Consider the following 26,173-nt stretch of genomic DNA (forward strand, 5'->3'; position numbering starts at 1 on the left):
CGCCCCTGCGGCCCTCCGCCCCCCTCACGCCCGGCCCCCCCGGGGGGCCCGGCCCCCTCCCCCCCGGGGTCCGGGGCGCGCGGCGGGGGGGGGGGCGGCCCCCGCGGGGCGGCCGGGGGGCCTCCGCGGGCCTGCGGGGCCGCGCCTTCGGCCCACGGGCCGCGCGGGGCGGCGCCGGGCGCGGGGGCGGCGGGGGCGGGCCCGACCAGCGTCAGGTGGGGGCGGCCGGTCTCGGGCCCCGCGCCGAACGGCGCGGCCGGCGGGCCCGCGTGGCCCGGTTCGGCGGCCGGGGCGAGGCGCGCGAAGGGGTCGGGGCGGCGCGCGAGGATCGCCTCCTCGATGCCGCGCAGTTCGGGTCCGGGCAACAGTCCGAGGTTCTCCATCAGGGTGTGCCGGGCCCGCTGGTAGGCGGCCAGCGCGTCGGCCTGGCGGCTGCCCCGGTAGAGCGCGACCATGAGCAGGGCCCAGAGGCGTTCGCGGTACGGGTGTTCGGAGGTGAGGACCAGCAGGTGGGGCACGAGACGTGCGTGGCCGCCGAGTTCGAGCGCCAGCTCGGTGTGCTCCTCGACGACCGCCAGGCGCAGCTCCGCGAGCCGGGTGCGTTCGACGTCGAGCAGCGGTCCGCTCACGCCGGTGAGCGCGGGACCGGGCCAACCGGCCAGGGCGGTGGCCAGCGTGCGCTCGGCCGCCTCCGGTTGGCCGAGGGACCGCAGGGCCCGCGCCTCGGCCACGGCCTGCTCGAAGCGCCCCAGGTCGCACTGCTGGGGGCCGATGGAGAGCCGGTAGGAGGCGCCGACCCGGGTGAGGACGCCCCCGGCGGTGCGCGGCGCCCGGTCGGGCTCGACGAGCTTGCGCAGCTTGGACACGTACGCCTGTACGAGGTTGGCGCCGTCCAGCACGGCCGCGTCGCCCCAGATCCCGTCGATCAGGTGGTCGCGGCCGACGGGCGAGCCCGCACGGAGCAACAGGACGGCCAGCAGGGCCCGCTGGCGGGGGGCGCCGAGCGGGAGTTCGACGCCGTTGCGCCATCCCCTTACCTCGCCCAGCAGTTCGAAGCTGAGGTCGGCCGGGTGCGCGGCAGAGGTGGGGTGCGCGGTCGAAGGAGACAGAAGAGCGGTCATGGCAACCTCCGCTGGCCCGGGTCCATCGTGTGGCGGTTCGGGAGCAGCTGTGGGGAGTACGGTGCGTGGTCGGGGTCGGCCGGGGCCGGGGTGCGGTGCGCGGTCCGGACGGACCGGTGGGTCCGGCGCGAGGCACCGGCCCAGTGGCCGACCACCGCACGGTTGGAATGGTGCACCCGGCGCATATACGGAGGATCCTCGGGCGCGCAGACGACGGGCGCGGCAGCGGTGATCGCGCATATATCCGTCGTAGAGCGGCCTGGATCACTCTTGTTCCAGAGCAGCCGGAACCGACACGGTGTGACTGGCTCTCCCCCATCTACGCAGGCATCGAACCACGAAGCGGACGGCAATCCCATGAAGCGCTCCATCACCACCCTGGCCCTGCGCAAGACCGCGATCGTCCTCGTCGTCGGCTGCGCCGCCGCGCTGTTCTCGGTGGCCGTCTCCCCCGAGGACGCCCCCGCCCCGGGCCACGCCGTGACCGTCGTCGCCGGCGGCCCGGTCACCCCGACCGAGTGGAACAGCCAGGGCTGATCAACGCCCCCCGCACCGCCCACCGTTCAGCCCGTCGAGCCGCCCGCGCTCACGGGCTGACGGCGTTCACGGGCCGACGGCGTTCACGGGCCGCCCGCGCTCACGGGGCGGTCGCCAGCTCCAACGACCGGGCCAGCTCCTCGGCCTGGTCCACGTCCGGCAGCCCGAGCAGGGCGTAGACGTCACGGGCCTGCTGGGCCCGGGCCGACGCCCCCGCGGTGTCCCCGGTCTCGGCCAGGGCGCGGGCCAGGGCCAGCAGGCAGTGTCCGCGCTGCTGTTGGGAGCCCAGCTCCTCGCTCAGGGCCAGGGCCCGCCCGGCCTCCGCGAGGGCCTCTTCGTGGCGGCCCAGGTCCCGCAGGCTGCCCGAGAGCATGAACCTCGCCTGGGTCTCCCGTCCCCGCAGCCGGGCCGCCGCGCACACCTCCAGGCAGGCGGTGTAGCTGACGACGGCGTCGGCGGGCCGCCCCAACTCGTGCAGCGCCATGCCGTGCACGTACCAGGCGTACGAGGTCACGTGCGGGTCCCGCTCGGTGCGTAGCCGGTCCAGCGCGGCCTCGCACACCTCGACCGCGTCGACGGGGCGGCCGCTGCGCACCCGGGCCTGGGCCGCGTTCAGTTCGGTGGTCAGCTCCCCCGAGCGGTGTCCCAGCCTCCTGGCCAGCTCCACCGCCCGGTCGTAGAACATCGCCGCGTCCGTGAAGCGCCGCTGCCACTGCGCGATCAGCCCGCGGTCGTTGAGGATCTGCCGCAGGATGACCTCGTCACCGGCCCGGGTACAGGCCTCGGTCGCCAGCCGGGTGTGCAGTTCGGCCTCGGCCAGCCGGGTGTACTGCAGGGCGGCGTTGCCGCACACGAAGCGCGCCCGCGCCTCGGCGTGGTCGTCGCCGCGCGCCGCCGCCGCGTCGGCCACCTTGCGGGCGGCGGTGGCCAGTTGCAGGTAGGGGATGTCCTGCCCGAAGGGGCTCATCGCGACCAGCAGGTCGGCCGCGGCGCGCAGGGTGCGGGAATCACCGCCCGCGGGGGCCTGCGCGGCCAGGGCGGCCGCGTTGGCGGCGCAGTCGAACTCCTGCGTCACCCAGGCGCGCGCATCGGCGAGGGCGGCGAAGCGCGGCCCCGCCTCGGGGCGGCCGCCGAGGATCGCGCCGACCGGGTCGCCCGGCACCATCGTCTGGAAGGCGGCGCACGAACCGTCCAACAGGAAGTCCAGGAGCCGCCCCAGCGCCGCCGCCCCGTCGTCGCCGTCCGCCTCGTCGGGTCCCGGCTGCTCCGGCCCGACGAGCTGGAGCGCGAAGGAGCGCACCAGGTCGTGGTAGCGGTAGTGCCCGGGCCGCGGCGCCTCCAGCATCGCCGCGTCGACCAGCGCCTCCAGCAGCTCCTCGGCGTCGTACGGGTCCATGCCCAGGGTGGCCGCGGCGGCGGCCGTCCCGATGCCCTGCCGGGTGACCGGGGCGAGCAGCCGGAACGCCCGCGCCTGGGCGCGGGTCAGCTGGCGGTAGCCGAGCTCGAAGACGGCGGCGACGGCCAGGTCACCGGCGCGCAGCTCGCCGATGCGCAGCCGTTCGTCGGCGAGGCGGTCGGTCATCGTCGCCACCCGCCAGCGGGGCCGGGCCGCGAGCCGCGCCGCCACGATGCGCACCGCGAGCGGGAGGTGCCCGCACAGGGTGACCAGCTCGACGGCGGCCTCCGGCTCCTCGTCGATGCGGGCGGCCCCGACGATCGCCCGCAGCAGGGCGATCGCCTCGCCGGTGTCGAAGACGTCGAGGTCGCTCTGGAGGGCGGTGGAGAGCCCGGCGAGCACGGCCCGGCTGGTGACGATGACCCCGCAGTCGGCGGAGCCGGGGAGCAGCGGCCGGATCTGCGCGGGGTCGCGGGCGTTGTCCAGGACGACCAGGATGCGGCGTCCGTCGAGGGTCGTGCGGAAGAGCAGCGCCCGGTCCTCGGTCGAGGCGGGCATCCCGTGGCCGGGGATGCCCAGCGCGGTCAGGAAGCTGCCCAGGACGGCTCCCGGGTCCGCGGGCTCCAGGCCGTTGCCGCGCAGGTCGGCGTAGAGCTGGCCGCCCCCGAATTCCGGTTTGGCCTGGTGGGCGACCTGGAGGGCGAGGGTGCTCTTGCCGATCCCGCCCATGCCGGTGACGGACACCACCGCGAGGGAGGGGCGCGCCGGGTCGGTCAGCGCCCGGTACAGGCCCTGGACCTGCTCCTCCCGGCCGGTGAAGTCGGAGATGTCGGCGGGCAGCTGGGCGGGCCGGGTGGGCGCGGGCGCCTCCTTGGCCGTCTCGGCCGTCGGTTCCGGTTCGGATCCGCCGGGGTCGACCGGCTGGTCCCGGACCTCGGCCGACTGGCCCATCAGGAGCGGGTCGTTCGCGAGGATCCGCTCGTGCAGCGCGCTCAGTTCGGGACCGGGGTCGATGCCCAGTTCGTCGGCCAGGACCCGGCGGGCCCGGCCGAAGGCGGCGAGCGCGTCGGCCTGGCGCCCCATCGCGTACAGCGCGCGCATCAGGAACCCGTACGGCCGTTCCTGGAGCGGGTGCTCGTGCGTGAAGCCGATGAGGTCGGGGATGACGAGCCCGTGCCGCCCCTGCCGGAGGTCGTGGGCGAAGCGCTCCTCGACCAGTGCGAGCCGCAGCGCCGTGAGGCGCGAGCGCTGTTGCTCGGCGAACGGCCCCGGCACGCCCGCCAGGGGTTCGCCGCTCCACAGGGCGAGGGCCTCGGCGAGGAGCCTGCCGCATTCCTCTTCCTGTCCGGCCGCCCGGGCGCGCGCGGCCCCGGCCGCCAGCTCCTCGGCGTACAGCGCGTCCACCGAGCCGGGCGGCACCAGCAGCTGGTAGCCGTCGCGCAGCGATACGAGGACCTTGGGCGCGGAGCGGTCCTCCTCCACGATCTGGCGCAGCCGCCAGGCGTGGGTGCGCAGGCTCGACAGCGCCGAATCGGGCGCTTCCTCGCCCCAGATCGAGGCGAGCAGCTCGTGCGCGGGCGTGGCCCGGCCCGCGCGCAGCAGCAGCGCTGTCAGCAGGGCCTGTTGCTGCGGCGATCCGGTGGTCAGGGCGCACCCGTCCCGAACCACGCGCACGGCTCCGAGCACGGTGAACCGGATGCCGGCTTCCCCCATGAGTCCCGATTTCCTTCCCCACTGGTCACGTGAGATCGCGGTGGAGCGCCCCCCGGCAACTCCACCGATTCAACCTGGTCGTCACACCATAAAGTGAGACGAATCCATCGTCTCAGAGCCGTCCGGGCGAATGGGTGGCCAGTACACGGCATCCACCCCAGGAGACGGGAAACGGCCGTTGCGGGTTCCTCCGGAACGGCCCGACTGCCGGCTGACCCGTTCTGACCGACTTGGTCCCCACTGGTCCCCAACTGGTCCCCGACAACGACCAAGGGGCCGTTTCAGATTGCTCTGAAACGGCCCCTGATCTGCGACTACGAGGCGAACCTCTAGTCGGGACGACAGGATTTGAACCTGCGACCCCTTGACCCCCAGTCAAGTGCGCTACCAAGCTGCGCCACGTCCCGGTGCCCCTGTCACCTGGGGTTTCCCCCGGGCGGCGGTGCATGGGAAACATTACCCCACGTCGGGGGGTGTGCACGCACCGGCGACCGGCCGGGGGAGGATGGGGGCGTGGACGCGGGAGCGAGGGATCGGGACGGTGAGGGGCGGGCGCGCAGCGCGCGCCCCCGGGACGGGCTGGGGCGACCCCTGCCGTACGGGGCGGCGGGCGTAGAGCGGCAGCCCGAGGGCGTGGTGCGGTCCCCGCGGGCGACGGTGCGCGAGGCGCAACGGCTGCTGGACGCGGGGATGCCGTTCCACGCGCACGAGGTGTTCGAGGACGCCTGGAAGTCGGGCCCGGTGGAACAGGCCCCGCTGTGGCGGGCTCTCGCGCAGCTCGCCGTCGGACTGACCCACGCGGCGCGCGGCAACGCGGTGGGCGGCGCCCGGCTGTTGCGGCGCGGCGCGGCCTCCCTCGCCGGGGTGGAGGGCGCGCACGGCATCGACGTAGCGGGGCTGGTCCGGTGGGCCGACGAGCTGGCCCACCGGGTGGCGGCCGGTCCGGCCGTCGATCCGGCGCGCGAGGCTCCCAGGCTAGACGGCGGGCTGGAGTAGGTCCCAGCGGTTTCCGTAGAGGTCCTCGAAGACGGCGACGGAGCCGTACGGCTCGTGGCGCGGCTCCTCCAGGAAGCGGACGCCCTCGGCGGTCATCCGGGCGTGGTCGCCCGCGAAGTCGTCGGTGTACAGGAAGAACCCGACGCGGCCGCCGGTCTGGTCGCCGACGCGCGAGCGCTGGGCCCCGTCCTTGGCGCGGGCCAGCAGCAGAGCGCCCTCGGTGGCGCCCCGCGGGCGGACCACGACCCAGCGCGAGCCGTCGGGGCGGGCGGTGTCCTCGACCAGCTCGAAGCCGAGGGCGCGGGTGTAGAAGTCGAGGGCTTCGTCGTAGTCGTGGACCACGAGGGCGGTGAGGGCGATGTAGGCGGGCATGGGCCCTATTGTGCGGTGAGCAGGACGACCTCCAGGGTGCGGGGGCCGTGCACCCCCTCCACCCGGTCCAATTCGATGTCGCTGGTGGCCGAGGGGCCGGAGATCCAGGTCAGCGGGCGGGTGGGGTCGAGCAGGGCGACCGCCTGCGGGATCGAGTCCACCACCTGGTCCGGGACCCGCACCACGCAGACGTGGTGGTCCGGGACCAGGGTGATCCGGCGCCGCCCCTGGCCCGGACCGCCGTCGAGGACGAGGGTGCCCGTCTCCGCCACGGCCAGGGCGCAGCCGGTCACCACGCTGTCCACGGCGTCCAGTTCGTACGGGGTGGACTCCGCGCGGTCCGGGACGCGGACCGCGTCCGCCGCCGCGAGCCAGTGCGGGGGCAGCCCGTCCGGGACGAGGACCGATCGCGCGCCGCGCGCCGCGAGCAGGCTCGCCAGCAGCGCGGCGATGCCGTCCTCGTCGCTGCGGTGCACGCGCGCCCGGTACTCGGTGAGGTGGGCGGCCAGGAGGTCCGCCGTCGCGGCCGGGGTGCGCTCGCCGTGGACCCGGAGGTAGTCGCGGGGGACGACCGGGTCGGGGGCGCCCTGGGCCAGCGCCCGGCGGATGCGTCCCAGGACGCGGTCCCTGCCGCTCATGCCCGGCCTCCCCGGTCCGCCCGCCGGTCCCGCTCCCGCTCGCGCTCCCACCAGTCCCGGAAGGGCTGCGCCGGGAGCCGCGGCAGTTCGCGGCTGTCCGTCCAGGCCCGTCCGGGCCCCGGCAGCCGGTGCGGCCGCAGCCGGCGGGCCCGGGCCAGGAGCCGCTCCCCCGCCCGCAGCGCGTGCGGGTGGTCGAGCAGCAGCCGGGCGGCCCGCATCGCGGCCCGCTCGGCCGCGTGCCCCCGCGCGGGGCGGATCCGCACGCGGATGCCCTCGCGGGTCACCGGGCCGCCCTGGGCCACCCGTTCGCGCAGGTGGACCAGGACCTCGGGGATGTCGATGGCCACCGGGCACACCTCGTAGCAGGCCCCGCAGAGGGTGGAGGCGTAGGGCAGCGAGGCGTCGATCGCGCTCCCGGTGCCGCGGAGTTGGGGGCTGAGGATGGCGCCGATCGGGCCCGGGTAGACGCTGCCGTAGGCGTGGCCGCCCGCGCGCTCGTAGACCGGGCAGACGTTCAGGCAGGCGGAGCAGCGGATGCAGCGCAGGGCCTGGCGGCCGACCTCGTCGGCGAGGGTGTCGGTGCGCCCGTTGTCGAGCAGGACGAGGTGGAAGGCGCGGGGGCCGTCGCCCCCGGCCCCCCGCGACGGGCCCAGCCCCGTCCACATCGTCGTGTACGGGTTCATCCGCTCGGCCGTCGAGGAGCGCGGCAGCGTCTGGAGGAAGACCTCAAGGTCGCGGAAGGACGGCACGACCTTCTCGATGCCCACGACCGAGATCAGGGTCTCGGGCAGGGTCAGGCACATGCGGCCGTTGCCCTCGGACTCGAAGACGACCATGGTGCCCGTCTCGGCGACCATGAAGTTGGCGCCGGACACCGCGACCTTGGCGCGCAGGAACTTCTCCCGCAGGTGCAGTCGCGCCGCCTCCGCGAGGGCGCGCGGGTCGTCGTCGAGGCCGTCGGGCGCGGGACGGCCCCACCGGCCCATCTCCGCGGCGAAGACGTCCCGGATCTCGCCGCGGTTGCGGTGGATGGCCGGGACCAGGATGTGGGAGGGGCGGTCGTGGCCGAGCTGCACGATGAGTTCGGCGAGGTCGGTCTCGTACGCGGCGATCCCGGCCGCCTCCAGGGCGTCGTTGAGGCCGATCTCCTGGGTGGCCATGGACTTCACCTTGACCACTTCGCGCTCGCCGGTGGCGCGGACCAGGTCGGTGACGATCCGGTTGGCCTCCGCCGCGTCCGCCGCCCAGTGGACCGTGCCGCCCGCCGCCGTGACGGCGGCCTCCAGCTGGAGCAGGTAGCGGTCGAGGTGGCGAAGGGTGTGGTCCTTGATGGCCTTCCCGGCCGCGCGCAGCCGCTCCCAGTCGGCGAGTTCCGCGACGGCCCGGGCGCGGCGGTCGCGGATGGTGTGGGTGGCGCGGCGGAGGTTGGCGCGCAGCGTGTCGTCCCGCACGGCCTCGCGGGCGGCGTCGGGGAAGGACGGGAAGGCGGGGGCGGGGGCGGGGGCCGGGGCGGGCGGGAAGGCGGGCATGCCCAGGTCCGTGGGGGTGGTGCGGCCCGTAGCGGTCATCGCGCGGGTTCCTCCTCGGTCGCGGCCAGGATCTCGGCGAGGTGCAGGGCGCGCAGCGGCGCGCCGACGCGGCGCAGGGTCCCGTCGAGGTGGGCGAGGCAGGAGTTGTCGGCCCCGCACAGCACCTCGGCGCCCGTGGCCCGGGCGCTGCGGATCTTGTCGGTGCCCATCGCCGCGGACACGTCGGGGTTCTTCAGGGCGAAGGTGCCGCCGAAGCCGCAGCACTCCTCGGCCCCGGGGAGTTCGAGCAGCTCCAGTCCCCGGACCGCGGCGAGCAGCCGGCGCGGCCGGTCGCCGAGCCCGAGGGAGCGCAGGCCGTGGCAGGACGGGTGGTAGGTGACCTTGTGCGGGAAGTAGGCCCCGACGTCGCTCACCCCGAGGACGTCCACGAGGAACTCGGTCAGCTCGTACACCCGGGGGGCCAGCTCCGCCGCCAGCTCCGCGAGCCCGGCGCCGCGCCCCTCGGCCACGGCCCTGCGCCCGATCCGGGGGTAGTGCTCGCGGAGCATCGCGGCGCAGGACCCGGAGGGCGTGACGACGTGGTCGTACCCGGCGAAGGCCGCCGCGGTGCGCCGCAGCAGGGGCTCGGTCTCCCGCCGGTAGCCGGTGTTGTAGGAGGGCTGGCCGCAGCAGCTCTGGCCCGGGGGGAAGTCCACTTCCACCCCGAGGCGCTCCAGCAACCGCACGACGGCGATCCCCGTCGAGGGGTACAGCGCGTCGTTGACGCAGGTGACGAACAGGGCGACCCGCATGACCGCACCTTAGCGGGGTGCAGAATGGCCCGGTGAAGAAGTTCTCAGTGATCGGCATAGGCGCGGGCGACCCGGACCACCTCACCCTCCAGGCGGTGAAGGCGATCGGCGCCGCGCACGCGTTCCTCATCCTGGAGAAGGGCGAGGAGAAGGCGGACCTGACGGGGCTGCGGCGCGCGATGCTCGACGCCCACGCCCGCCCGGACCACCGCCTCGTGGAGGGCCGCGACCCCGACCGGGACCGCACTCCGGCGGAGTACGCCCCGACGGTGGACGGCTGGCGCAGTGCGCGGGCCGAGCTGTTCGAGCGGTTCATCGCGCAGGACCTCGCCGAGGGCGAGACGGGCGCGTTCCTGGTGTGGGGCGACCCTTCTCTGTACGACTCCACGCTGGCGATCCTCGACGAGGTGCTGGAGCGGGGCCGGGTGGAGTTCGAGCACGAGGTGGTCCCCGGCATCAGCAGCGTCTCCGCGCTGCTGGCCCGCCACCGCACCAACCTCAACCGGGTCGGCCGTCCCGTCCAGATCACCACCGGGCGCCGGCTGGCCGAGGGCTGGCCCGCGGACGTGGACGACGTGGTGGTGATGCTGGACGCCCGGCACGCCTTCACGCACCACCTCGACCAGGACCTCTTCATCTACTGGGGCGCCTACGTCGGCACCGAGGACGAGATCCTGGTCTCGGGGAAGCTGGCCGAGGTGGCCGGGCGGATCGAGGAGCTGCGCACGGAGGCCCGGGCCCGCAAGGGCTGGATCATGGACACGTACCTGCTCCGCCGGAACTGACCGTCGGGGTCGGGCCCGGGCCCGGCCCCGGCCCGTGCCCGCGCCCGGCTCAGCCCAGGAGCGCGGGGAGCTCGGCCGCGAGGCGCTCGTACTCCTCGGGCCGGTTGTAGATCTGGCCGGAGAGGCGGATGCCGCCCCCGCCCTGCCAGGGCCAGACCAGGACCCGGATGCGCAGCCGCGCGGCGATCTCCTCGCGCAGGGCCCGGGCTTCCTCCGGGGTCCGCGCGGTGCCCGGCGGCAGCCGCAGCGCGCGGATCGCGAGCCCCTCGGTGTGCGGCAGCGGGACCACCCCGGGCAGCTCGGCGAGCAGGGCGCTCCCGTAGTCGACCAGGGCGCTGTTGTGCGCCCGTACCTTGGTGGCGTCGAGCCCGGCCAGCAGGTCCAGGCCCTCCGGGGAGGCGAGCCAGCCGGTGTAGTCGACGGTGGCCCGGCCCTCCACGGAGCGCGGGTAGCCCAGGTGGTCCTCCCAGGAGCGGACCAGGGGCCGGATCCGCTCCCGGTGCGCCGGGTCCGCGATCGAGAGGATCGCGCTGCCCGAGGGCGCGTAGCCCCACTTGTGCAGGTTGCCGAACCAGAAGTCGGCCCCTGCGGCGAGCGGCTCGGGGAGCATGCCGAGGGCGTGCGCGCCGTCGACGATGGTGGTGATCCCGCGCTCGGCGAGGTCGGCGAGCAGCCGCGGGGAGGCGATCAGCCGGGCGGTGGGCGAGCTGATGTGGTCCAGGACGGCGGCCTTGGTGCGCGGGGTGAGGCCGGCCAGTACGGCTTCGCGCACGGCGTCCTCGTCGGGCAGGTCCGGGTCGAGGGCGACGCGGTTGAGCGGGGCGCGGCGGGCGGCGGCCTCGACGACGGTGCCGTAGCCGTGGTCGGTGACCAGGATCTCCTCGCCGTCGGCGAGCCGCAGGGCGTCCAGGGCCAGGTTGGCGCCCTCGGTGGCGTTGGAGATGAAGGACATGCCCTCCGGGTCGGCGGCCGGGTCGAGGTGGGCGGCGATCCTGGCCCGGGCGGCGGCCACCCGGTCGCCCACGCCGACGAAGAAGGTGTCGGGATCGGCGTGCATCTCCTCGCGCAGGGCCTGGTGGGCGTCCTGCACGGGTATCGGCACGGCGCCGAAGGAACCGTGGTTGAGGTGGGCGATGTCCGGGTCCAGGCGGAAGAGTCCGGCCCCGCCGGGGAAGGCCGACGGGGTGATGGGCTCGGTCACGGGTGCCTCCGGGGTGTGCGGCGCGGCGGGTGGCAGCGGTGGTGCTGCCCCGACGGATCATGCGGGGGCGACCGCATGATCCGGTAGGGCCAATTACGCCACGGCGGACGGCCGCATCACCTGGCGGACCGAACTCCCGGCGCCGAGTTCGGCCAACCAGCCGTCGAGATCCGCCAGGGCCCGTGCGTCCAGGTGCGCCGGATCGACGGTGGTGCGCAGTTGGTGCGGGACGCCGGAGGCGAGCAGGAGGCGCAGGCTCGCCTCGGCCGAGGCCGCCGCGTGACCGATGCCGGTGACCCGCTCGTAACGGCCGGGCGGGGCCTTCACGTCGAAGCCGACCCAGTCCAGCAGGCCCTCCTCCAGCAGCCGGGCGAAGCGGCGCGGGAAGGCCCCGCCGGTGTGCAGGCCCACCTGGTGGCCCAGCGCGCGGGCCTCGCGGATCGCCTCGGCCAGGTCGCGCTGGAGCAGGGGTTCGCCTCCGGAGAAGACCACGCCGTCGAGCAGGCCGGTGCGCCGCGCGAGGTGGCGCAGCACCTCGTCCCAGCCGATGGCGGCGGGGGCGAGCGGGGAGAGCAGGTCGGGGTTGTGGCAGTAGCCGCACCGCCAGGGGCAGCCCTGGCAGAAGACGGTGCTGGTCAGCTTGCCCGGCCAGTCGCAGGTGGACAGCCGCGACCAGCCGCCGATCCGGATCACGCCCCGGCTCCCGCTCCTGCGCCCGTGCCCGCGCCGGTGTCGGATCCCGGCGCTCCGCCGACGTGCCGGAAGTGGACGCGCTCGGCGTGCTCGCCCTTCTTGCCGATGTTGAAGGAGGACACCGGCCGGTGGTAGCCCATGACCCGCGTCCACACCTCGCAATCGGCTCCGCAGTGCGGGCAGTTGGGCTGCTCCCCCGCGAGGTAGCCGTGTTCGGCGCAGATCGAGAAGGTCGGGGTGACCGTGAGGTAGGGCAGCCGGAAGCGCTCCAGGGAGCGGCGCACCAGGGACCGGCAGGCCTCGGCGGTGGGGATCCGCTCCGTCATGTAGAGGTGCAGGACCGTGCCGCCGGTGTACTTGGCCTGGAGTTCGTCCTGCCGCTCCAGCGCCTCGAAGGGGTCGTCGGTCCACCCGACGGGCAGCTGCGAGGAGTTGGTGTAGTAGGGGTTGGCGTCCGTGCCCGCCTGGAGGATCTCGGGGTACCGCCGCCGGTCCTCCTTGGCGAAGCGGTACGTCGTCCCTTCGGCCGGGGTGGCCTCCAGGTTGTAGAGGTTCCCGGTGCGCTCCTGGAACTCCACCATGCGGGCGCGGACGCGGTCCAGCAGGCGGACGGCCAGCGCGTGCCCGGCCTCGGTGGTGATGTCGTCCGCGTCCCCGGAGAAGTTGCGGATCATCTCGTTGATCCCGTTGACCCCGATGGTCGAGAAGTGGTTGCGCAGGGTGCCCAAGTAGCGCTTGGTGTAGGGGAACAGTCCGCCGTCGATCAGGTCCTGGACGGTGATCCGCTTCAGCTCCAGGCTGTCCTTGGCCAGCTCGCACAGCCGGTCCACGGCGGCCATCAGGGCGTCCTCGTCGCCCGCGTGCAGGTGGCCGAGGCGGGCGCAGTTGAGCGTGACCACGCCGAGGGAGCCGGTCTGTTCGGCGCTGCCGAAGAGGCCGTTGCCGCGCTTGAGCAGCTCGGTGAGGTCGAGCTGGAGGCGGCAGCACATCGAGCGGATCATGTGCGGGGACAGCTCGGAGTTGATGAAGTTCTGGAAGTAGGGGAGCCCGTACTTGGCGGTCATCGCGAAGAGCCGCTCGGCGTTCTCGCTCTCCCAGGGGAAGTCCCGGGTGATGTTGTAGGTGGGGATCGGGAAGGTGAAGACCCGGCCGGTGGCGTCGCCCTCCGTCATGACCTCGATGTAGGCCCGGTTGATCAGGTCCATCTCGTGCTGGAGCTCGCCGTAGGTGAAGTCCGCTTCGACCCCGCCGATCACGGGGACCTGATCGCGCAGGTCCTCGGGGCAGGTCCAGTCGAAGGTGAGGTTGGTGAAGGGGGTCTGGGTGCCCCAGCGCGAGGGCACGTTCAGATTGTGCACCAGCTCCTGGACACACTGCCTGACCTGGGCGTACGTCATCGCGTCGAGGCGGACGTAGGGGGCGAGGTAGGTGTCGAAGGAGGAGAAGGCCTGGGCGCCCGCCCATTCGTTCTGGAGGGTGCCGAGGAAGTTGACGATCTGGCCGACGGCCGAGGACAGGTGCCGGGGCGGGCCGGAGTCGATCTGGCCGGGGACCCCGTTGAACCCCTCGGTCAGCAGGGTGCGCAGGGACCAGCCCGCGCAGTAGCCGGAGAGCATGTCCAGGTCGTGGATGTGGAAGTCGCCCTCGCGGTGGGCGGCGGCGATCTCGGCCGGGTAGACGCGCTCCAGCCAGTAGTTCGCCGTCACCTTGCCCGCCGCGTTCAGGATCAGGCCGCCGAGCGAGTAGCCCTGGTTGGCGTTGGCGTTGACCCTCCAGTCCCGGCGCTCCAGGTATTCGGTCACGGTCTCCACGGCGTCTACGGCAGCGGTCACGGCAGCCCTCCCACGAGGCTCGGCACGGAAGTGTGGTTCGTTGGCCGGCAGGTGTCGGACTCGCGCGGCGCCCCGTCCCCGTCGGGGGAAGGGCGTGCGCTCACCGTTGCGGGGCAGTCCCGGATTCGCATCGGGTTCCCTGTTGCCTCGGTCGGGGCGGACATGAGCGTGGCCCCGCCGAACCGGCAGGGCCAACACTACATATGGATATGACCGCCCAGCGCGACCACAAGATATTGGGTGACCTTCGTCCCGGGAGAGGGTCCCAAAGTCCCTACGGTGACGTGCGGCCGCTGGTCGCCCCGTAGTACTGGAGGTCCTGGACCGCGACCGTGCGGTCCACCGGGTACGACAGCTCGACCGAGGTCGAGGTGACCCCGTCGCGGACCGCCCGGGCCGAGCTGGTGCCGGAGCGCAGCTCCAGCAGGTGCGACCGGACTCCGGCGGGGGCCTCGTAGGCGTCCGCGTCCCCGCCGGTCGCGGTACGGACGGTGGCCGGGGCGGTCAGGAAGCTGAGCACCTCCACCGCGTCCCGAGGCGCGGCGCTGCCCTTGCGCAGGGACATCACCAGGGACTGGGTCCCGGTCGGGTCGGCCGCGGCGAACTGGGTGCGCGAGGTCAGGTAGAGCGTGTCCCGGACGATCCGCGGCCAGGAGCCCGTCTTGAACCGGGTCAGGTAGTAGGAGGAGATGTCCAGGTAGGTGTGGCCGTTGTGCAGGGAGGGGGCGAACTGGCTGCCCTCCGAGTAGTCGTTCCAGGTGGTCAGCTGCACCCAGTCGGCGCCGTCGTCGATGGCGTGCGTCCAGGTGGAGCGCAGGGTGGCGGTGTTCCCGGCCTCGTCGTAGATCCCCTGGTTGGGGCGGGCGTCCTGGACGGAGACCGGCTGCATCCAGATCTTGCCCGCCTCGTGCGCGCGCCGGACGTCGTCGGCCGCGCCGTCCTGGCCGACGTAGCTGCGGCTGCCCCACTCGGAGAACCCGTAGCTGATGGGCGCGAACCGCGCGCCGTGCGCGGCGAAGTCGAGGAAGAGCGGGACGAACGCGGTGCGGATGCCGTGCTTCGACCTCAGCAGGTCGATCACCCGGCTCCACCAGGCGACGTCCTTCTCCTCGGCCTTGAAGGGGGAGACGACCAGCCGACCGTCGCCCAGGCGGTGCGCGGCGGGCGCCGCGGCGAGGGCGGCGAGCGCGGTCGCGAGCACGGCCGGGTCGTCGGTCTTGAGGGAGGTCATGTCCGGCATCAGCATGATCTTGAAGGCGGGGTCGACCGAACGGGCCGCCTCCATGAGGAGGTTGGCGCGGTCCCAGTTGGGGCCGGAGAGGGAGAGCAGGTCGAGGGTGAAGCCGTCGATCCCGGCGGCGCGGGCCGTGCGCACCTCCTGGCGGAGGTTGGCCAGCTCCCAGTCGCCCTGTTGGGGCGGCACGGGCAACGGCCGGTCGCGCAGCAGCCCGCCGTAGCGCTCGTGCTTGCCGTTCTCCCCCGCCGGGGCGAGGTAGTTGCGGGTGTAGTAGTCGCCGTCCGCGCTCGCGTTGTCGAGGGAGAGCGGGTAGGGGGTGAAGTAGTGGGCGAAGACCAGCTTCTTGCCGGCGCGCAGCGCGGTGGCGTCCGGCAGGTCGAAGGGCAGGGCCCCGGCGGGCCGTCCGCCGCCGTCCGCCGCGCCCCCGGCGCCCGCGCCCTTGGACGCGTCGGGGTCCGGGCTCGCGTCGGGGGCCGCGCTCCCCGGAGCACCGGGAGAGCCGCCGCGGTCCCCGGGTCCGACGGACCAGGGCGCGCCGATGTCGGGGGCCGAGCGGCCGCGGCGGTCACCCGCGGAGAAGGGGTCCCAGGCGAGGCCCGTCGCCGCGAACACCCCGACGAGGAGGAAGCCCGCGACGAGCGCGGCCAGCAGCATCCGGCCGCCGCGCGGGCCCGGTCGGCGCCGGTGCGATAAGGGTCGGCCCGGTCGCTGCGCACTCATCCTGGTCCCCTTTCCGGAACGTGCCCGTGTCCGGGGCTGCACAGCAGTAGAGCCGATTCCCGACATCCGGACAACCGTTCCCCCTCCGGTCGGGCCGGGCACGTACGTCACGGGGACCACGCCGACTACGCAGAGCGTCTCGACGGCCGGGGGACGGTCAACACCCGGTACGGAATGCGAAATTCCCCTGGCCTTACGGCACAACTGGCGCATAATCGACCGCACGCGGCTCGAATCAACCCTGGCGCCGCGCTGGGCCACGCATGCAATGGGGGGCATCGTGCCGATGGGGGATCCGAACGGGAGACAGGAACGGCAACCGGGGTGCACGGGGACGCTGCCGGCGACCTCCGCCGAGTTGTCCCGGCTGCTCACCGCCGTCCGGCGGGGGCGGGTGCTGACGGTGACGGGAGGATTCGGCGCTCCGCGGAGCCTGCTGGTGCGGGAGATGGCCCGGCGCCTGACCTCCAACTTCTGCGACGGGGTGGCCGTCGTCACCCTCGAATACGCCTCCGGGGTCCGCGAGTTGGTCGGTGCGCTGGGCACCGTACCGGGGATCCCCTACCTGCCGCGCGGGTCGGCCAACGCCGCCTCGTGGCTCGCGGAGCGGGACATGCTGCTCGTCCTGGACGGCTCCGACCGGCTCACCCCCGAGGCCCTGAACTGGCTCCGGGCCCTGCTCGCCCGCGCGCCGGGGCTGCGGATCCTGGCCGCCGGGCGCTATCCGCTCGCGCTGGAACAGGAGCGGGTCCACCGCCTCTGACGCGGTTTCCGTTTCCGTCTCCGGGCGCGGGCGTCTGCCTCCACAATGGTCGCCCGATCGCCAACAGGCGTACATGGAGGGGGACGTGATGAGTGATCAGGACGTACCGGCGGCCTTGGGCAGGCACGAGAGGACCTTCGCGGCGGGTTCCGGCAGCGGTCCGTCCAGGGCGCGCCGACGCAGGTCCGTGAACCTCAGCGTGGGCGCGGTGGTGTTCTTCTTCGCGATGGTCAGCCTGGGCATGCTCGTGGCGGGCAAACCGCCCTTCCTCGCGCTCCTGCCCCTGGTCCTCGGCGGGGCGGCGTTCCTGTGGATCTGGCGCCACAGCATGTGGACCATCAACATCGAACCGTACGACGAGGTCGAGTTGTACGAGAACGGGCTGCTCGGGCGGGCGGGCCGCAAGCAGCGGGCCCTGCTCTGGAGCGAGGTCTCCTCCTACGAGGTCGGTCTCTACCAGCCGCCGATGAAGGTGACCGCGGACGGCGTGGAGCCCACCCGGTCGCACGGCACGAAGATGCACTTCTCCCGGGACGGCGACGGCGACTTCGAGGTGATGCTCAGCGGGATCGCGGAGGGCGACGCGCTCATGGCCGAGGCGTCCGCCCGGATCATGGCGCACCTGCTGCCCGCCGCCCTGGAGACGGTCCGCTCCGGCCGGGCCGTGGAGTTCGGGCCGCTCTCGGTCGATGCCACCGGCATCCACCGGGACGCCCGCACGGTCACCTGGGACGACTTCGACGCCTTCGTGGAGAACCCGGGGTCGAGGGTGGCCGTGCGGGACGTGGACGGGAAGGAGTCGCTCCACAGCAAGGCGAGCGAGCTGCCGAACCGGGCGGTCCTGCACGCGCTCATCGAGCGCTTGCAGGCGGAGCGCTCGGCAGGTTGAGCCCGGGCCACTCCTCGGCGAGCAGGCCGAGGATCACCTCGTCGACGAAGGCGCCGTCCACCCAGCCGGACTTGCGCAGGGTTCCCTCGCGGGTGAAGCCGGCGCTCTCGGCGGCGCCGATCATCGCGGCGTTGTCGGCGAGGGTCTCCAGCTGGAGGCGGTTGAAGCCGCGCACGGTGAATCCGTAGTGGCACAGGAGCAGGACCGTCTCCAGCCCCAACCCCCGCCCGCGGCTGCCGGGCAGCAGCGACAGCCCGACGTGCGCGAAGCGGTTGTGCGTGTCGATGCCCCAGAGCACGGCCTCGCCCGCGAGCCGCCCGGTGGACAGCTCCACCACCGAGAAGCAGGCGGACTTCTCCGAGGCCCCGGCGGGTTCGAAGGGCGAGTGTCCGCCCGTGGCGGGCAGGGGGCGCCAGGGCTGGGCGTTGGCCCGGGAGTGGGTGGTCACGTCGTCGTACAGCTCGGCATGGAGGACGGCCACGTCATCGGGGTGCCGGGCGCGCAGCCCGGCCAGGTGTCCATTGATCACCCGGTATTCCTAGCCGCCGCCGGTCCCGGCCCACAACCGGATTACCCGCGCACGCACGACCGCCCCGGCCGGAGGGTTCCGGGCCGGGGCGGAGCGTTGCGCGCGGGTGGATCGACCGGGGCCGATCAGCCCAGGAGCGTGAGCGCCTGGTTCAGCGTCGCGGACGGACGCATGACGGCCGAGGCCTTGGCGACGTCGGGCTGGAAGTAGCCGCCGATGTCGGCCGGGGAGCCCTGGACCGCGATCAGCTCGGCGACGATGGTCGCCTCCTGCTCGCCGAGGGTCTTCGCGAGGGCCTCGAAGGAGGCCGCCAGCTCGGTGTCCTCGGTCTGGCGGGCCAGCTCCTGCGCCCAGTACAGGGCGAGGTAGAAGTGGCTGCCGCGGTTGTCGATGCCGCCGAGGCGACGGCTCGGCGACTTGTCCTCGTCCAGGAACGTGCCGGTGGCGCGGTCCAGGGTGTCGGCCAGCACCTGGGCGCGGGCGTTGTCCGTGGTCTGCGCGAGGTGCTCGAAGGAGACGGCCAGCGCGAGGAACTCGCCGAGGCTGTCCCAGCGGAGGTAGTTCTCCTTGACGAGCTGCTGCACGTGCTTGGGGGCGGAACCGCCGGCGCCGGTCTCGAAGAGGCCGCCGCCGTTCATCAGCGGGACGACCGACAGCATCTTGGCGCTGGTGCCCAGCTCCAGGATGGGGAAGAGGTCCGTCAGGTAGTCGCGCAGCACGTTGCCGGTCACCGAGATGGTGTCCTCGCCGCGGCGGATGCGCTCCAGCGAGTAGGCGGTGGCCTTCTCCGGCGACAGGATCTCGATGGTCAGCCCATCGGTGTCGTGGTCGGCGAGGTAGGTCTTGACCTTCGTGATCAGCTGGGCGTCGTGCGCGCGGGTCTCGTCCAGCCAGAAGACGGCCGGGGAGCCGGTGGCGCGGGCGCGGGTCACGGCGAGCTTGACCCAGTCCTGGATCGGCAGGTCCTTGGTCTGGCAGGCGCGGAAGATGTCACCGGCGGCGACCTCCTGCTCCAGGACCGTCTCGCCCGCGGCGTCGACGAGGCGGACGGTGCCCGCGGCGGCGATCTCGAAGGTCTTGTCGTGGCTGCCGTACTCCTCGGCCTTCTGGGCCATGAGGCCGACGTTCGGCACCGAGCCCATCGTGGACGGGTCGTACGCGCCGTGCGCGCGGCAGTCGTCGATGACGACCTGGTAGACACCGGCGTAGCTGCTGTCCGGGAGGACCGCGAGGGTGTCGGCCTCGGCGCCGTCCGGGCCCCACATGTGGCCGGAGGTGCGGATCATCGCCGGCATGGAGGCGTCGACGATGACGTCGCTCGGGACGTGCAGGTTGGTGATGCCCTTGTCCGAGTCGACCATCGCGAGGGCCGGGCCCTCGGCGATCTCGGCCTCGAAGGAGGCCTTGATCGCGTCGCCCTCGGGCAGCGCGCCCAGGCCGTTCAGGATGGTGCCGAGGCCGTCGTTCGGGGACAGGCCGGCGGCGGCGAGGGTCTCGCCGTAGCGCGCGAAGGTCTTCGGGAAGAAGGCGCGGACCACGTGGCCGAAGACGATCGGGTCGGAGACCTTCATCATCGTGGCCTTGAGGTGCACGGAGAACAGCACGCCCTCGGCCTTGGCGCGCTCGATCTGGTCGTTGAGGAAGGTGCGCAGCGCGTCGACGTGCAGCACGGAGGCGTCGACGACCTCGCCGGCGAGCACCGGTACGGACTCGCGCAGCACGGTGGTCGCGCCGTCCTGGGCGACGAACTCGATGCGCAGCGTGCCGGGCTCGGCGATCACGGCGGACTTCTCGGTGGAGCGGAAGTCGTTGGCGCCCATGGTGGCGACGTTGGTCTTGGACTCGGGGGTCCAGGCGCCCATGCGGTGCGGGTGGGCCTTGGCGTACTTCTTGACCGAGGCGGGGGCGCGGCGGTCGGAGTTGCCCTCGCGCAGGACCGGGTTGACGGCGCTGCCCTTGACCTTGTCGTAGCGGGCGCGGGTCTCGCGCTCCTCGTCGGTCTTCGGGTCGTCCGGGTAGTCCGGCAGCGCGTAGCCCTGGCCCTGCAGCTCGGCGACCGCGGCCTTGAGCTGCGGGATCGAAGCCGAGATGTTGGGCAGCTTGATGATGTTCGCGCCGGGCGTCTTGGCCAGCTCGCCCAGCTCGGCGAGGGCGTCCTCGATGCGCTGGTCGGCGTCGAGACGCTCGGGGAAGCTCGCGATGATCCGGCCGGCCAGCGAGATGTCCCGCGTCTCCACGCGCACGCCGGCGGTCGAGGCGTACGCCTGGATCACGGGCAGGAACGAATGGGTGGCCAGGGCCGGGGCCTCGTCAGTGTGCGTGTAGATGATGGTCGAGTCAGTCACCGGATGCTCCGCTCCACAGTCTGCGTCTCTCGTCTGCAACATTGCTCGACATCAAGATATCTCGTGATCGGCCCGGCTCCGACAGCCCCCTGCCCCGGCTTCCACGAGACGCGCGTCACCCCGGCCCCCGCGGGCCCGCCGGGAACGGCGGGAGCGCCGCGCCCGACGGGTACGTCGGACGCGGCGCTCCGGGTGTGCGGGCGCTACGGGCGCGGCGGGGCGGGCCTCAGCCCGCGAGCTTCGGGTTCGGCCCGTACTGGTTGGGCTGGGCGTGGCCCTCGGTGGCCATGAGCACGATCAGCCAGATGCCGCCGACGACGGGGATCAGGCTGATGAACATCCACCAGCCGGACTTGCCGGTGTCGTGCAGGCGACGGACGGCGAGGCCCAGGCCGGGGAGCAGGACGGCCAGCGCGTACAGGACGTAGAGCAGCGGGAAGGTACCGATCACGTTGTCGACGATCGCCACGACGAGCACCGCGGCGAAGTTGCACAGGACGAACATCCAGTACTCCTGGCGGCGCGAGCGGCCGTCGAAGTCGATGTAGCGCCTCAGCACATCCGTGTACCAGTGCATGCATCCCCCCAGAGGACGGATCACGGCGGCCCGCCCTGATGGAGCGGGCCGGAAGGAACTTATGCCCCCCTTATGTCGTGTTCAAGCCATCCCGGCTCGCGGGTGACGGAATTCTTACGTCGGGCGCGCGCGGCCCCGATCGCACCCGCGACTGCGTAGCGTCCGGGCCATGCGAGTACTCGTCACAGGCGGAGCCGGATTCATCGGCTCGCACATCGTCGGGGCGCTGCGGCGCCGTGGACACGATCCGGTCGTGCTGGACGCCCTGTTGCCCGCGGCGCACCCCGGTCCGCCGGAGCTGCCCGACGCGGAGTTCCTACGGGCCGACGTACGGGACGCCCCGGCCGTGCGGGAGGCCCTGCGCGGGGTGGACGCGGTCTGTCACCAGGCGGCGATGGTGGGGCTCGGCAAGGACTTCGCGGACGCGCCCGCGTACGTCGGCTGCAACGACCTGGGGACCGCGGTCCTGCTGGCGGAGATGGCCGCGGCGGGCGTGCGCGATCTGGTGCTGGCCGGTTCGATGGTGGTCTACGGCGAGGGGCGCTACGACTGCCCCGCGCACGGCACGGTCCGCCCCGCCCCGCGCGCGGCGGCGGACCTGCGGGCGGGCCGCTTCGAACCGCTCTGCCCGTCCTGCGGTGCGCAGTTGGCGCCGGGCCTGGTCGACGAGGACGCCCCGGCGGACCCGCGCAACGTGTACGCGACGACCAAGCTCGCGCAGGAGCACCTGGCGGCGTCCTGGGCCCGCTGCACGGACGGCCGTTCGGTGGCGCTGCGCTACCACAACGTGTACGGGCCGGGCATGCCCCGTGACACCCCGTACGCGGGGGTGGCCTCCTTCTTCCGCTCGTCGCTGGCCCGCGGCGAGGCGCCGCGGGTCTACGAGGACGGGGCCCAGCGGCGGGACTTCGTCCACGTGCGGGACGTCGCGGAGGCGAACGTGGCGGCCCTGGAAGCGGTCGGCGCCCGTCCCGCGGGCACCGCGGTCGCCTACAACACCGGCAGCGGGGACCCGCACACGGTGGGCGAGATGGCCACCGCCCTCGCCCTCGCACACGGCGGCCCGCCCCCGGTCGTCACGGGCGAATTCCGCCTCGGCGACGTCCGCCACATCACCGCGGACTCCGCCCGCCTGCGCCACGACCTGGCCTGGCGCCCCCAGATCCCCTTCACCACAGGCATGACCGAATTCGCCCACGCCCCCCAACGCCCCTCGGCAACCGTCCCCCACTGAAACCAGCCCCATCAAGCCCCGCCGGGCCCCATTCAAGCCCCGCCGGCGTTTGAGGCGCGGGGGTCCGGGGGCGGAGCCCCCGAAGGGCCCCGGGGGCCCCCGCCTCCCCCACCAAGGCCGGCGCCAGCGCTACCGCACCGGCAGGGTCACCTCGAACCGACACCCCCCCGGCACGTTGCGGACCTCGGTCCGCCCCGCATGCGCCTCCACGATCCCCCGCACGATCGCCAGCCCCAACCCGGCCCCCGCCGGCGGCACCGGCCCCGCCCCCGCCGGCGGCGTCCGCGCCGCCGTCCCCCGCCACCCCGTGTCGAAGACCCGCGACAGGTCCTCCGCCGGAATCCCCCCGCACCCGTCGGTGACCGAGAGCACCACCCCGTCGCCCCGCCGCTCCGCGGCCACCGCGACCGTCCCGTCGGCCGGGGTGTGCCGGATCGCGTTGATCAGCAGGTTCGCCAGCACCCGGGTCATCTCCTTGCCGTCCACCTCGACCGGCACCCGCTCCACGGCCTCCCCCACCAGCCGCACCCCGTGCTCCCGCGCCAGCGGGTCCACCCCCGACAGCGCGTCCCCCACCAGGTCGTAGGCCGACATCCGGCTGAGGGTCAGGCCGAGCGCCCCGGCATGGATCCGGGACAGTTCGAAGAGGTCGCCGACCATGGAGTTCAGCCGCTCCACCTCGGTGCGGATCTGCCGGTGGTAGCGCCCCGGGTCGGCGGCCATGCCGTCCTCCAGCGCCTCCGACATGGCCCGCAGCCCGGCCAGCGGGGTCCGCAGGTCGTGCGAGATCCAGGCGACCAGCTCCCGCCGGGAGGTCTCCAGCGCCCGCTCCCGCTCCCGCGAGGCGGCCAGTTTGGCGCTCGTCGCCGCCAGTTCGCGCGAGAGCGCGGCCAACTCCGCGGTCGCCTGGCCGAGCGGCGCCGCGAAGCTGCCCCCGTCGCCGAAGTCCCGCGCGGCGAGGGAGAGTTCCCGACTGCGGGCGACCACCCAGCGGCCCAGCATGAGCGCCGTGGCCAGCGAGACCACCGCGGCCATGGCGGCGACCAGGGTGACCACGCCCAGGTCGTGCCGGGACAGGAACATCGCCTGCGCGACGGCGAGCGTACCGGCGAGCATCGCGGTGACGGTGACGGCGCCCACCACGGTCAGGGACACCGTCACCGAGCGGTGGCGGACCAGCCGCAGGACGGCGGCGCCGAGGACCCCGGCACAGGCCGCCCCGCCGAGGGCGAAGAGCGCGATGAGCGCGACGTCCTTCACAGCGAGTCCTGCGGTCCGGAGTCGAAGCGGTACCCGACGCCCCAGACCGTCTGGATGAGCCGGGGGCTGCCCGGATCGTCCTCGATCTTCGCGCGCAGCCGCCGTACGTGCACGGTGACCGTGGACAGGTCCCCGAAGTCCCAGCCCCACACCTCCCGCATCAGGTCCTCGCGGCCGATCGCCCGCCCGGGGTGGCGCAGGAAGTGCGCCAGCAGGTCGAACTCGCGCAGGGTCAGCGCCAGCTCGGCGCCGTGCTTCGTGGCCCGGTGGGTCGCCGGATCGAGCGCGAGCCCGGCGCCGACGAGCACGGGCGGGGCGGCCGCCGCGGCCGCCTCCCGCTCGGCCGCGCGGCTGCGCCGCAGGACCGAGGTGACCCGCAGGACGAGTTCGCGGGGGCTGAAGGGCTTGGTCACGTAGTCGTCCGCGCCGACCTCCAGCCCGGCGATCCGTTCGTCCTCGTCGCCGCGCGCGGTCAGCATGATCACCGGTACGGGGCCCGCGGCGCGCAGCCGGCGGCAGACCTCCAGCCCGTCGATCCCGGGCAGCATCAGGTCCAGGACGACCAGGTCGGGCCGGTTGCGCTCGGCGCGGGCCAGGGCGGCGGGGCCGTCCGCGGCCTGCTCGACGGCGTAGCCGGCGCGGTGCAGGTAGCCGCTGACGACCTCGGCGACGGTCGGATCGTCGTCCACGACGAGGATCCGCGCGGGCGGGGGTTCCATGCTCATGCGCCCAGCCTCCCACCAGTGGTCCGGCGGCGGGACCGGCGCGGCGCCCGGACGGGGTGACGTCCGCGTTTCGTAAGGAGTCGATGGCCCTTTCCCGGCCCGGTCGTTCCTACGGTGAAACGTGTGACAGCAGACTCAGCAATCCAGGATCCGGTGCGCCCGGATCCCCCGTCCGTCGACGTCGTCCTGCCCTGCCTGAACGAGGCCGAGGCCCTGCCCTGGGTCCTCGCCCGCATCCCGACCGGGTGGCGCGCCCTGGTCGTGGACAACGGTTCCACCGACGGCAGCGCCGAGATCGCCCGCGCGCTCGGCGCCACGGTGGTGACCGAGTCCCGGCGCGGTTTCGGCGCCGCCTGCCACGCCGGGCTGCTGGCCGCGCGGGCGGACGTCGTCTGCTTCTGCGACTGCGACGCCTCCCTCGATCCGGGGCTGCTGGCGGGGTTCGTCGCCACGGTCGCGGCCGACGGGGCGGACCTGGTGCTCGGGCGGCGCCGCCCGAGCCGCGGCGCCTGGCCGCTGCACGCGCGGGCCGGGAACCTGGCGCTGGCCCGGCTGCTGCGCCGCCGGACCGGGCTGGGCCTGCGCGACCTGGGGCCCATGCGGGCCGGGCGGCGGGCGGACCTGCTCGCTCTGGAGCTGAGCGACCGGCGCAGCGGCTACCCGTTGCAGATGGTGGTCCGGGCGGCCGACGCGGGCTGGCGGATCCGGGAGGTGGACGTGCCGTACCTGACGCGCGCGGGGAAATCGAAGGTGACCGGGACCTGGCGGGGCACCTGGCAGGCGGTGCGCGACATGAGCCGCGTCCTGGCGCAGCCGCCGCTCGCCACCGCTACTGCCACCGCCACCGTCGGCGCTCCGGTCGCCGACGCGGGCGCCGCGGCCGGGGGTGCGCGATGACCGGGCCGACGGGGACCACCGGCACCACCCTGCTCGTGATCGCCAAGGAGCCGCTGCCGGGGCGGGTGAAGACCCGGCTCACCCCGCCGTTCAGCCCCGCCGGGGCCGCCTCCCTCGCCGAGGCCGCGCTCGCCGACACCCTGGACGTCGTGGCCGGGACCCCGGCCGCGCGGCGGGTGCTGGTGCTGGACGGTCGGCCGGGGCCCTGGCTGCCGTCCGGTTTCGAGGTGGTCGCGCAGTGCGCCGGGACGCTGGACGAGCGGCTCGCGGCCGCCTTCGCGGGATGCGCCGGTCCCGCGCTGCTGATCGGCATGGACACGCCCCAGGTCACACCGGAGCTACTGGCCGTCGCGACCGGTCCGCGGGCCTGGGCGACGTACGACGCGTGGTTCGGACCCGCGGTCGACGGCGGCTTCTGGGCCCTCGGGCTGGCCGTACCGGATCCGGGGCTGCTGCGCGGCGTCCCGATGTCCGTTCCCGGGACGGGCGCCGCGCAGTACGAGCGGCTGCGCGCGGCCGGGCTGCGGGTGGGACGGCTGCCCGTCCTGCGCGACGTGGACGACGCCGAGGACGCCCGGCTGGTGGCGGCCGCGGCGCCGCGGAGCCGGTTCGCCGCCGTGCACGCGGGACTGGTCGCGCCCGCCCCGGCTCCGGCGGTCCGCCGGTGAGCCCCGTCGACACCGCGGCCACGGGCGCGGTCCCGGCGGCCGCCTGGACGGCGGACCCCTATACCCGCGCCCTGCGCAGCGGTCGCGGGCCGCTCTTCCTGCGGCGCGGGGACGGTTGGCTGCTGCCGCTGGACGTGGAGCGCTGGTGCGAGGGCCCCGATCCGGCGGACCGCACGGTGCTGGACCGCTGTCGCGGTTCGGCCCTGGACATCGGCTGCGGGCCGGGCCGGCTCGTCGCGGCGCTCGCCGCACGGGGCCACCGGGCGCTGGGCATCGACGTGAGCCCGGAGGCGGTGGCCCGGACGAACCGCTCGGGCGGGGCGGCGCTGCACCGCTCGGTCTTCGAACCGCTGCCCGGGGAGGGCCGTTGGGACACGGCCCTGCTCATCGACGGGAACATCGGCATCGGCGGCGATCCGGCCGCGCTGCTGGGGCGCCTCGCGCGGGTGACCGCCCCCGGTGGCGCGCTGATCGTCGAGTGCGCGGCGGGCGACGGGCCGGTGTCGGACGGGCTCGACGAGCGGTACGTGGTGCGGGTCGACGACGGCCGGGGCGCGGTCGGCGCGCCGTTCCCGTGGGCCCGGGTCGGCGCCGCTGCGCTGGACGCGCACGCCCGGGCGACGGGCTGGGTCGCGGCGGAGCGGTGGACGGCCGACGGCCGGACCTTCGTGCGGCTCCGGCCGGGGCTCCAGGGGTTCTACCGACCGCAAGTTACTTAGACGTAT

24 protein-coding genes, 1 tRNA gene and 1 riboswitch are annotated in these 26,173 nt (G+C 74.1%); of the genes, 9 read left to right on the top strand and 16 right to left on the bottom strand.

Translation table 11 applies throughout. From position 1 onward, the window contains the following. A partial coding sequence (locus ACFWAR_RS32215; protein ID WP_385784892.1) for a BTAD domain-containing putative transcriptional regulator occupies nucleotides 1-1,121 on the bottom strand: 1,121 nt, incomplete at its 3' end. 357 nt (nucleotides 1,122-1,478) lie between these two features. On the opposite strand from ACFWAR_RS32215, the gene ACFWAR_RS32220 reads away from it, so the two are divergent. Beyond that, a complete protein-coding gene (locus tag ACFWAR_RS32220; protein ID WP_385784895.1) occupies nucleotides 1,479-1,658 on the top strand; it encodes a hypothetical protein in 180 nt (59 codons plus the stop codon). Nucleotides 1,659-1,758: 100 nt separating this feature from the next. On the opposite strand, the gene ACFWAR_RS32225 is transcribed toward ACFWAR_RS32220, so the two are convergent. Both ACFWAR_RS32225 and ACFWAR_RS32230 read right to left on the bottom strand, forming a co-directional pair. After that, the gene (locus ACFWAR_RS32225) at nucleotides 1,759-4,767 is read right to left on the bottom strand and encodes a BTAD domain-containing putative transcriptional regulator (RefSeq protein WP_385784898.1); all 3,009 of its coding nucleotides are present in this window, start codon (nucleotides 4,765-4,767) and stop codon (nucleotides 1,759-1,761) included. A 333-nt stretch (nucleotides 4,768-5,100) separates the two neighbouring features. Further along, nucleotides 5,101-5,174 (bottom strand) — tRNA-Pro (locus ACFWAR_RS32230). 106 nt (nucleotides 5,175-5,280) lie between these two features. Here ACFWAR_RS32230 and ACFWAR_RS32235 point away from each other — a divergent pair. Next, a complete protein-coding gene (locus ACFWAR_RS32235; protein WP_385784901.1) occupies nucleotides 5,281-5,763 on the top strand; it encodes a DUF309 domain-containing protein in 483 nt (160 codons plus the stop codon). Here the strand turns inward: ACFWAR_RS32235 and ACFWAR_RS32240 are convergent. Genes ACFWAR_RS32240 through ACFWAR_RS32255 form a run of 4 tightly spaced genes read right to left on the bottom strand, consistent with a single transcriptional unit; the run spans nucleotide 5,743 to nucleotide 9,093 of the window. Then, the gene (locus tag ACFWAR_RS32240; RefSeq protein WP_385784904.1) at nucleotides 5,743-6,135 is read right to left on the bottom strand and encodes a VOC family protein; all 393 of its coding nucleotides are present in this window, start codon (nucleotides 6,133-6,135) and stop codon (nucleotides 5,743-5,745) included. The two genes, ACFWAR_RS32235 and ACFWAR_RS32240, sit on opposite strands and share 21 nt — an antisense overlap. Before the next feature lie 5 nt (nucleotides 6,136-6,140). Continuing rightward, nucleotides 6,141-6,773: a lactate utilization protein C gene (locus ACFWAR_RS32245; RefSeq protein ID WP_385784907.1), complete on the bottom strand. Its 633-nt coding sequence runs from the start codon at nucleotides 6,771-6,773 to the stop codon at nucleotides 6,141-6,143. Then, a complete protein-coding gene (locus ACFWAR_RS32250) occupies nucleotides 6,770-8,302 on the bottom strand; it encodes a lactate utilization protein B (RefSeq protein ID WP_385784975.1) in 1,533 nt (510 codons plus the stop codon). The genes ACFWAR_RS32245 and ACFWAR_RS32250 overlap by 4 nt, the downstream gene beginning before the upstream one ends. 35 nt (nucleotides 8,303-8,337) lie before the next feature. Continuing rightward, nucleotides 8,338-9,093: a (Fe-S)-binding protein gene (locus ACFWAR_RS32255; protein WP_385784910.1), complete on the bottom strand. Its 756-nt coding sequence runs from the start codon at nucleotides 9,091-9,093 to the stop codon at nucleotides 8,338-8,340. 32 nt (nucleotides 9,094-9,125) lie between these two features. Here ACFWAR_RS32255 and cobF point away from each other — a divergent pair, with 32 nt between their 5' ends. Beyond that, nucleotides 9,126-9,878: a precorrin-6A synthase (deacetylating) gene (gene cobF, locus ACFWAR_RS32260; RefSeq protein WP_385784913.1), complete on the top strand. Its 753-nt coding sequence runs from the start codon at nucleotides 9,126-9,128 to the stop codon at nucleotides 9,876-9,878. Between the two features lie 49 nt (nucleotides 9,879-9,927). On the opposite strand, the gene ACFWAR_RS32265 is transcribed toward cobF, so the two are convergent. From ACFWAR_RS32265 to ACFWAR_RS32280, 4 genes are all read right to left on the bottom strand, one after another. Further along, nucleotides 9,928-11,079 (bottom strand): aminotransferase class V-fold PLP-dependent enzyme, encoded by a 1,152-nt coding sequence (locus ACFWAR_RS32265; RefSeq protein ID WP_385784916.1) that lies wholly within the window; start codon nucleotides 11,077-11,079, stop codon nucleotides 9,928-9,930. 93 nt (nucleotides 11,080-11,172) lie between these two features. Then, nucleotides 11,173-11,772, bottom strand: coding sequence for an anaerobic ribonucleoside-triphosphate reductase activating protein (locus ACFWAR_RS32270; RefSeq protein ID WP_385784920.1), 600 nt, complete (start codon nucleotides 11,770-11,772; stop codon nucleotides 11,173-11,175). Beyond that, nucleotides 11,769-13,604 (bottom strand): ribonucleoside triphosphate reductase, encoded by a 1,836-nt coding sequence (locus ACFWAR_RS32275; protein WP_385784922.1) that lies wholly within the window; start codon nucleotides 13,602-13,604, stop codon nucleotides 11,769-11,771. Before ACFWAR_RS32275 ends, ACFWAR_RS32270 begins: the two co-directional genes overlap by 4 nt. 28 nt (nucleotides 13,605-13,632) lie before the next feature. Continuing rightward, nucleotides 13,633-13,806, bottom strand: a riboswitch (cobalamin riboswitch). 72 nt (nucleotides 13,807-13,878) lie between these two features. Beyond that, complete coding sequence (locus ACFWAR_RS32280; protein WP_385784924.1) at nucleotides 13,879-15,561, bottom strand: glycoside hydrolase family 71 protein; 1,683 nt, start codon at nucleotides 15,559-15,561, stop codon at nucleotides 13,879-13,881. Nucleotides 15,562-15,847: 286 nt separating this feature from the next. Between ACFWAR_RS32280 and ACFWAR_RS32285 the strand changes: the two genes are divergently transcribed. Both ACFWAR_RS32285 and ACFWAR_RS32290 read left to right on the top strand, forming a co-directional pair. Then, entirely contained in the window at nucleotides 15,848-16,324 is a 477-nt protein-coding gene (locus ACFWAR_RS32285) for a hypothetical protein (RefSeq protein WP_385784927.1), read from the top strand. An 88-nt stretch (nucleotides 16,325-16,412) separates the two neighbouring features. Continuing rightward, complete coding sequence (locus ACFWAR_RS32290; protein WP_385784929.1) at nucleotides 16,413-17,213, top strand: DUF6585 family protein; 801 nt, start codon at nucleotides 16,413-16,415, stop codon at nucleotides 17,211-17,213. On the opposite strand, the gene ACFWAR_RS32295 is transcribed toward ACFWAR_RS32290, so the two are convergent. From ACFWAR_RS32295 to ACFWAR_RS32305, 3 genes are all read right to left on the bottom strand, one after another. After that, nucleotides 17,176-17,742, bottom strand: a complete 567-nt coding sequence (locus ACFWAR_RS32295) for a GNAT family N-acetyltransferase (protein WP_385784931.1) — start codon at nucleotides 17,740-17,742, stop codon at nucleotides 17,176-17,178. The genes ACFWAR_RS32290 and ACFWAR_RS32295 overlap by 38 nt on opposite strands. 125 nt (nucleotides 17,743-17,867) lie before the next feature. Further along, nucleotides 17,868-20,087: an NADP-dependent isocitrate dehydrogenase gene (locus ACFWAR_RS32300; RefSeq protein ID WP_385784934.1), complete on the bottom strand. Its 2,220-nt coding sequence runs from the start codon at nucleotides 20,085-20,087 to the stop codon at nucleotides 17,868-17,870. A gap of 226 nt (nucleotides 20,088-20,313) precedes the next feature. Next, nucleotides 20,314-20,664, bottom strand: a complete 351-nt coding sequence (locus ACFWAR_RS32305) for a DUF805 domain-containing protein (protein ID WP_385784937.1) — start codon at nucleotides 20,662-20,664, stop codon at nucleotides 20,314-20,316. Nucleotides 20,665-20,833: 169 nt separating this feature from the next. Here ACFWAR_RS32305 and ACFWAR_RS32310 point away from each other — a divergent pair, with 169 nt between their 5' ends. Beyond that, nucleotides 20,834-21,898, top strand: a complete 1,065-nt coding sequence (locus ACFWAR_RS32310; protein WP_385784941.1) for an NAD-dependent epimerase/dehydratase family protein — start codon at nucleotides 20,834-20,836, stop codon at nucleotides 21,896-21,898. 129 nt (nucleotides 21,899-22,027) lie between these two features. On the opposite strand, the gene ACFWAR_RS32315 is transcribed toward ACFWAR_RS32310, so the two are convergent. Both ACFWAR_RS32315 and ACFWAR_RS32320 read right to left on the bottom strand, forming a co-directional pair. Continuing rightward, nucleotides 22,028-23,158, bottom strand: coding sequence for a sensor histidine kinase (locus ACFWAR_RS32315; protein WP_385784944.1), 1,131 nt, complete (start codon nucleotides 23,156-23,158; stop codon nucleotides 22,028-22,030). Next, entirely contained in the window at nucleotides 23,155-23,883 is a 729-nt protein-coding gene (locus ACFWAR_RS32320; RefSeq protein WP_385784947.1) for a response regulator transcription factor, read from the bottom strand. The genes ACFWAR_RS32315 and ACFWAR_RS32320 overlap by 4 nt, the downstream gene beginning before the upstream one ends. Nucleotides 23,884-24,006: 123 nt before the next feature. On the opposite strand from ACFWAR_RS32320, the gene ACFWAR_RS32325 reads away from it, so the two are divergent. Genes ACFWAR_RS32325 through ACFWAR_RS32335 form a run of 3 tightly spaced genes read left to right on the top strand, consistent with a single transcriptional unit; the run spans nucleotide 24,007 to nucleotide 26,167 of the window. Further along, on the top strand, nucleotides 24,007-24,780 hold the full coding sequence (locus ACFWAR_RS32325) for a glycosyltransferase family 2 protein (RefSeq protein ID WP_385784949.1): 774 nt from the start codon (nucleotides 24,007-24,009) through the stop codon (nucleotides 24,778-24,780). Further along, nucleotides 24,777-25,448 carry a DUF2064 domain-containing protein gene (locus ACFWAR_RS32330; RefSeq protein WP_385784951.1) on the top strand — a complete coding sequence of 224 codons (672 nt, stop codon included), beginning with the start codon at nucleotides 24,777-24,779 and terminating at the stop codon, nucleotides 25,446-25,448. The genes ACFWAR_RS32325 and ACFWAR_RS32330 overlap by 4 nt, the downstream gene beginning before the upstream one ends. Further along, complete coding sequence (locus ACFWAR_RS32335) at nucleotides 25,445-26,167, top strand: class I SAM-dependent DNA methyltransferase (protein WP_385784954.1); 723 nt, start codon at nucleotides 25,445-25,447, stop codon at nucleotides 26,165-26,167. The genes ACFWAR_RS32330 and ACFWAR_RS32335 overlap by 4 nt, the downstream gene beginning before the upstream one ends. Nucleotides 26,168-26,173 lie beyond the last annotated feature (6 nt).

Source organism: Streptomyces sp. NPDC059917 (assembly GCF_042730635.1).
GTDB lineage: Bacteria > Actinomycetota > Actinomycetes > Streptomycetales > Streptomycetaceae > Streptomyces.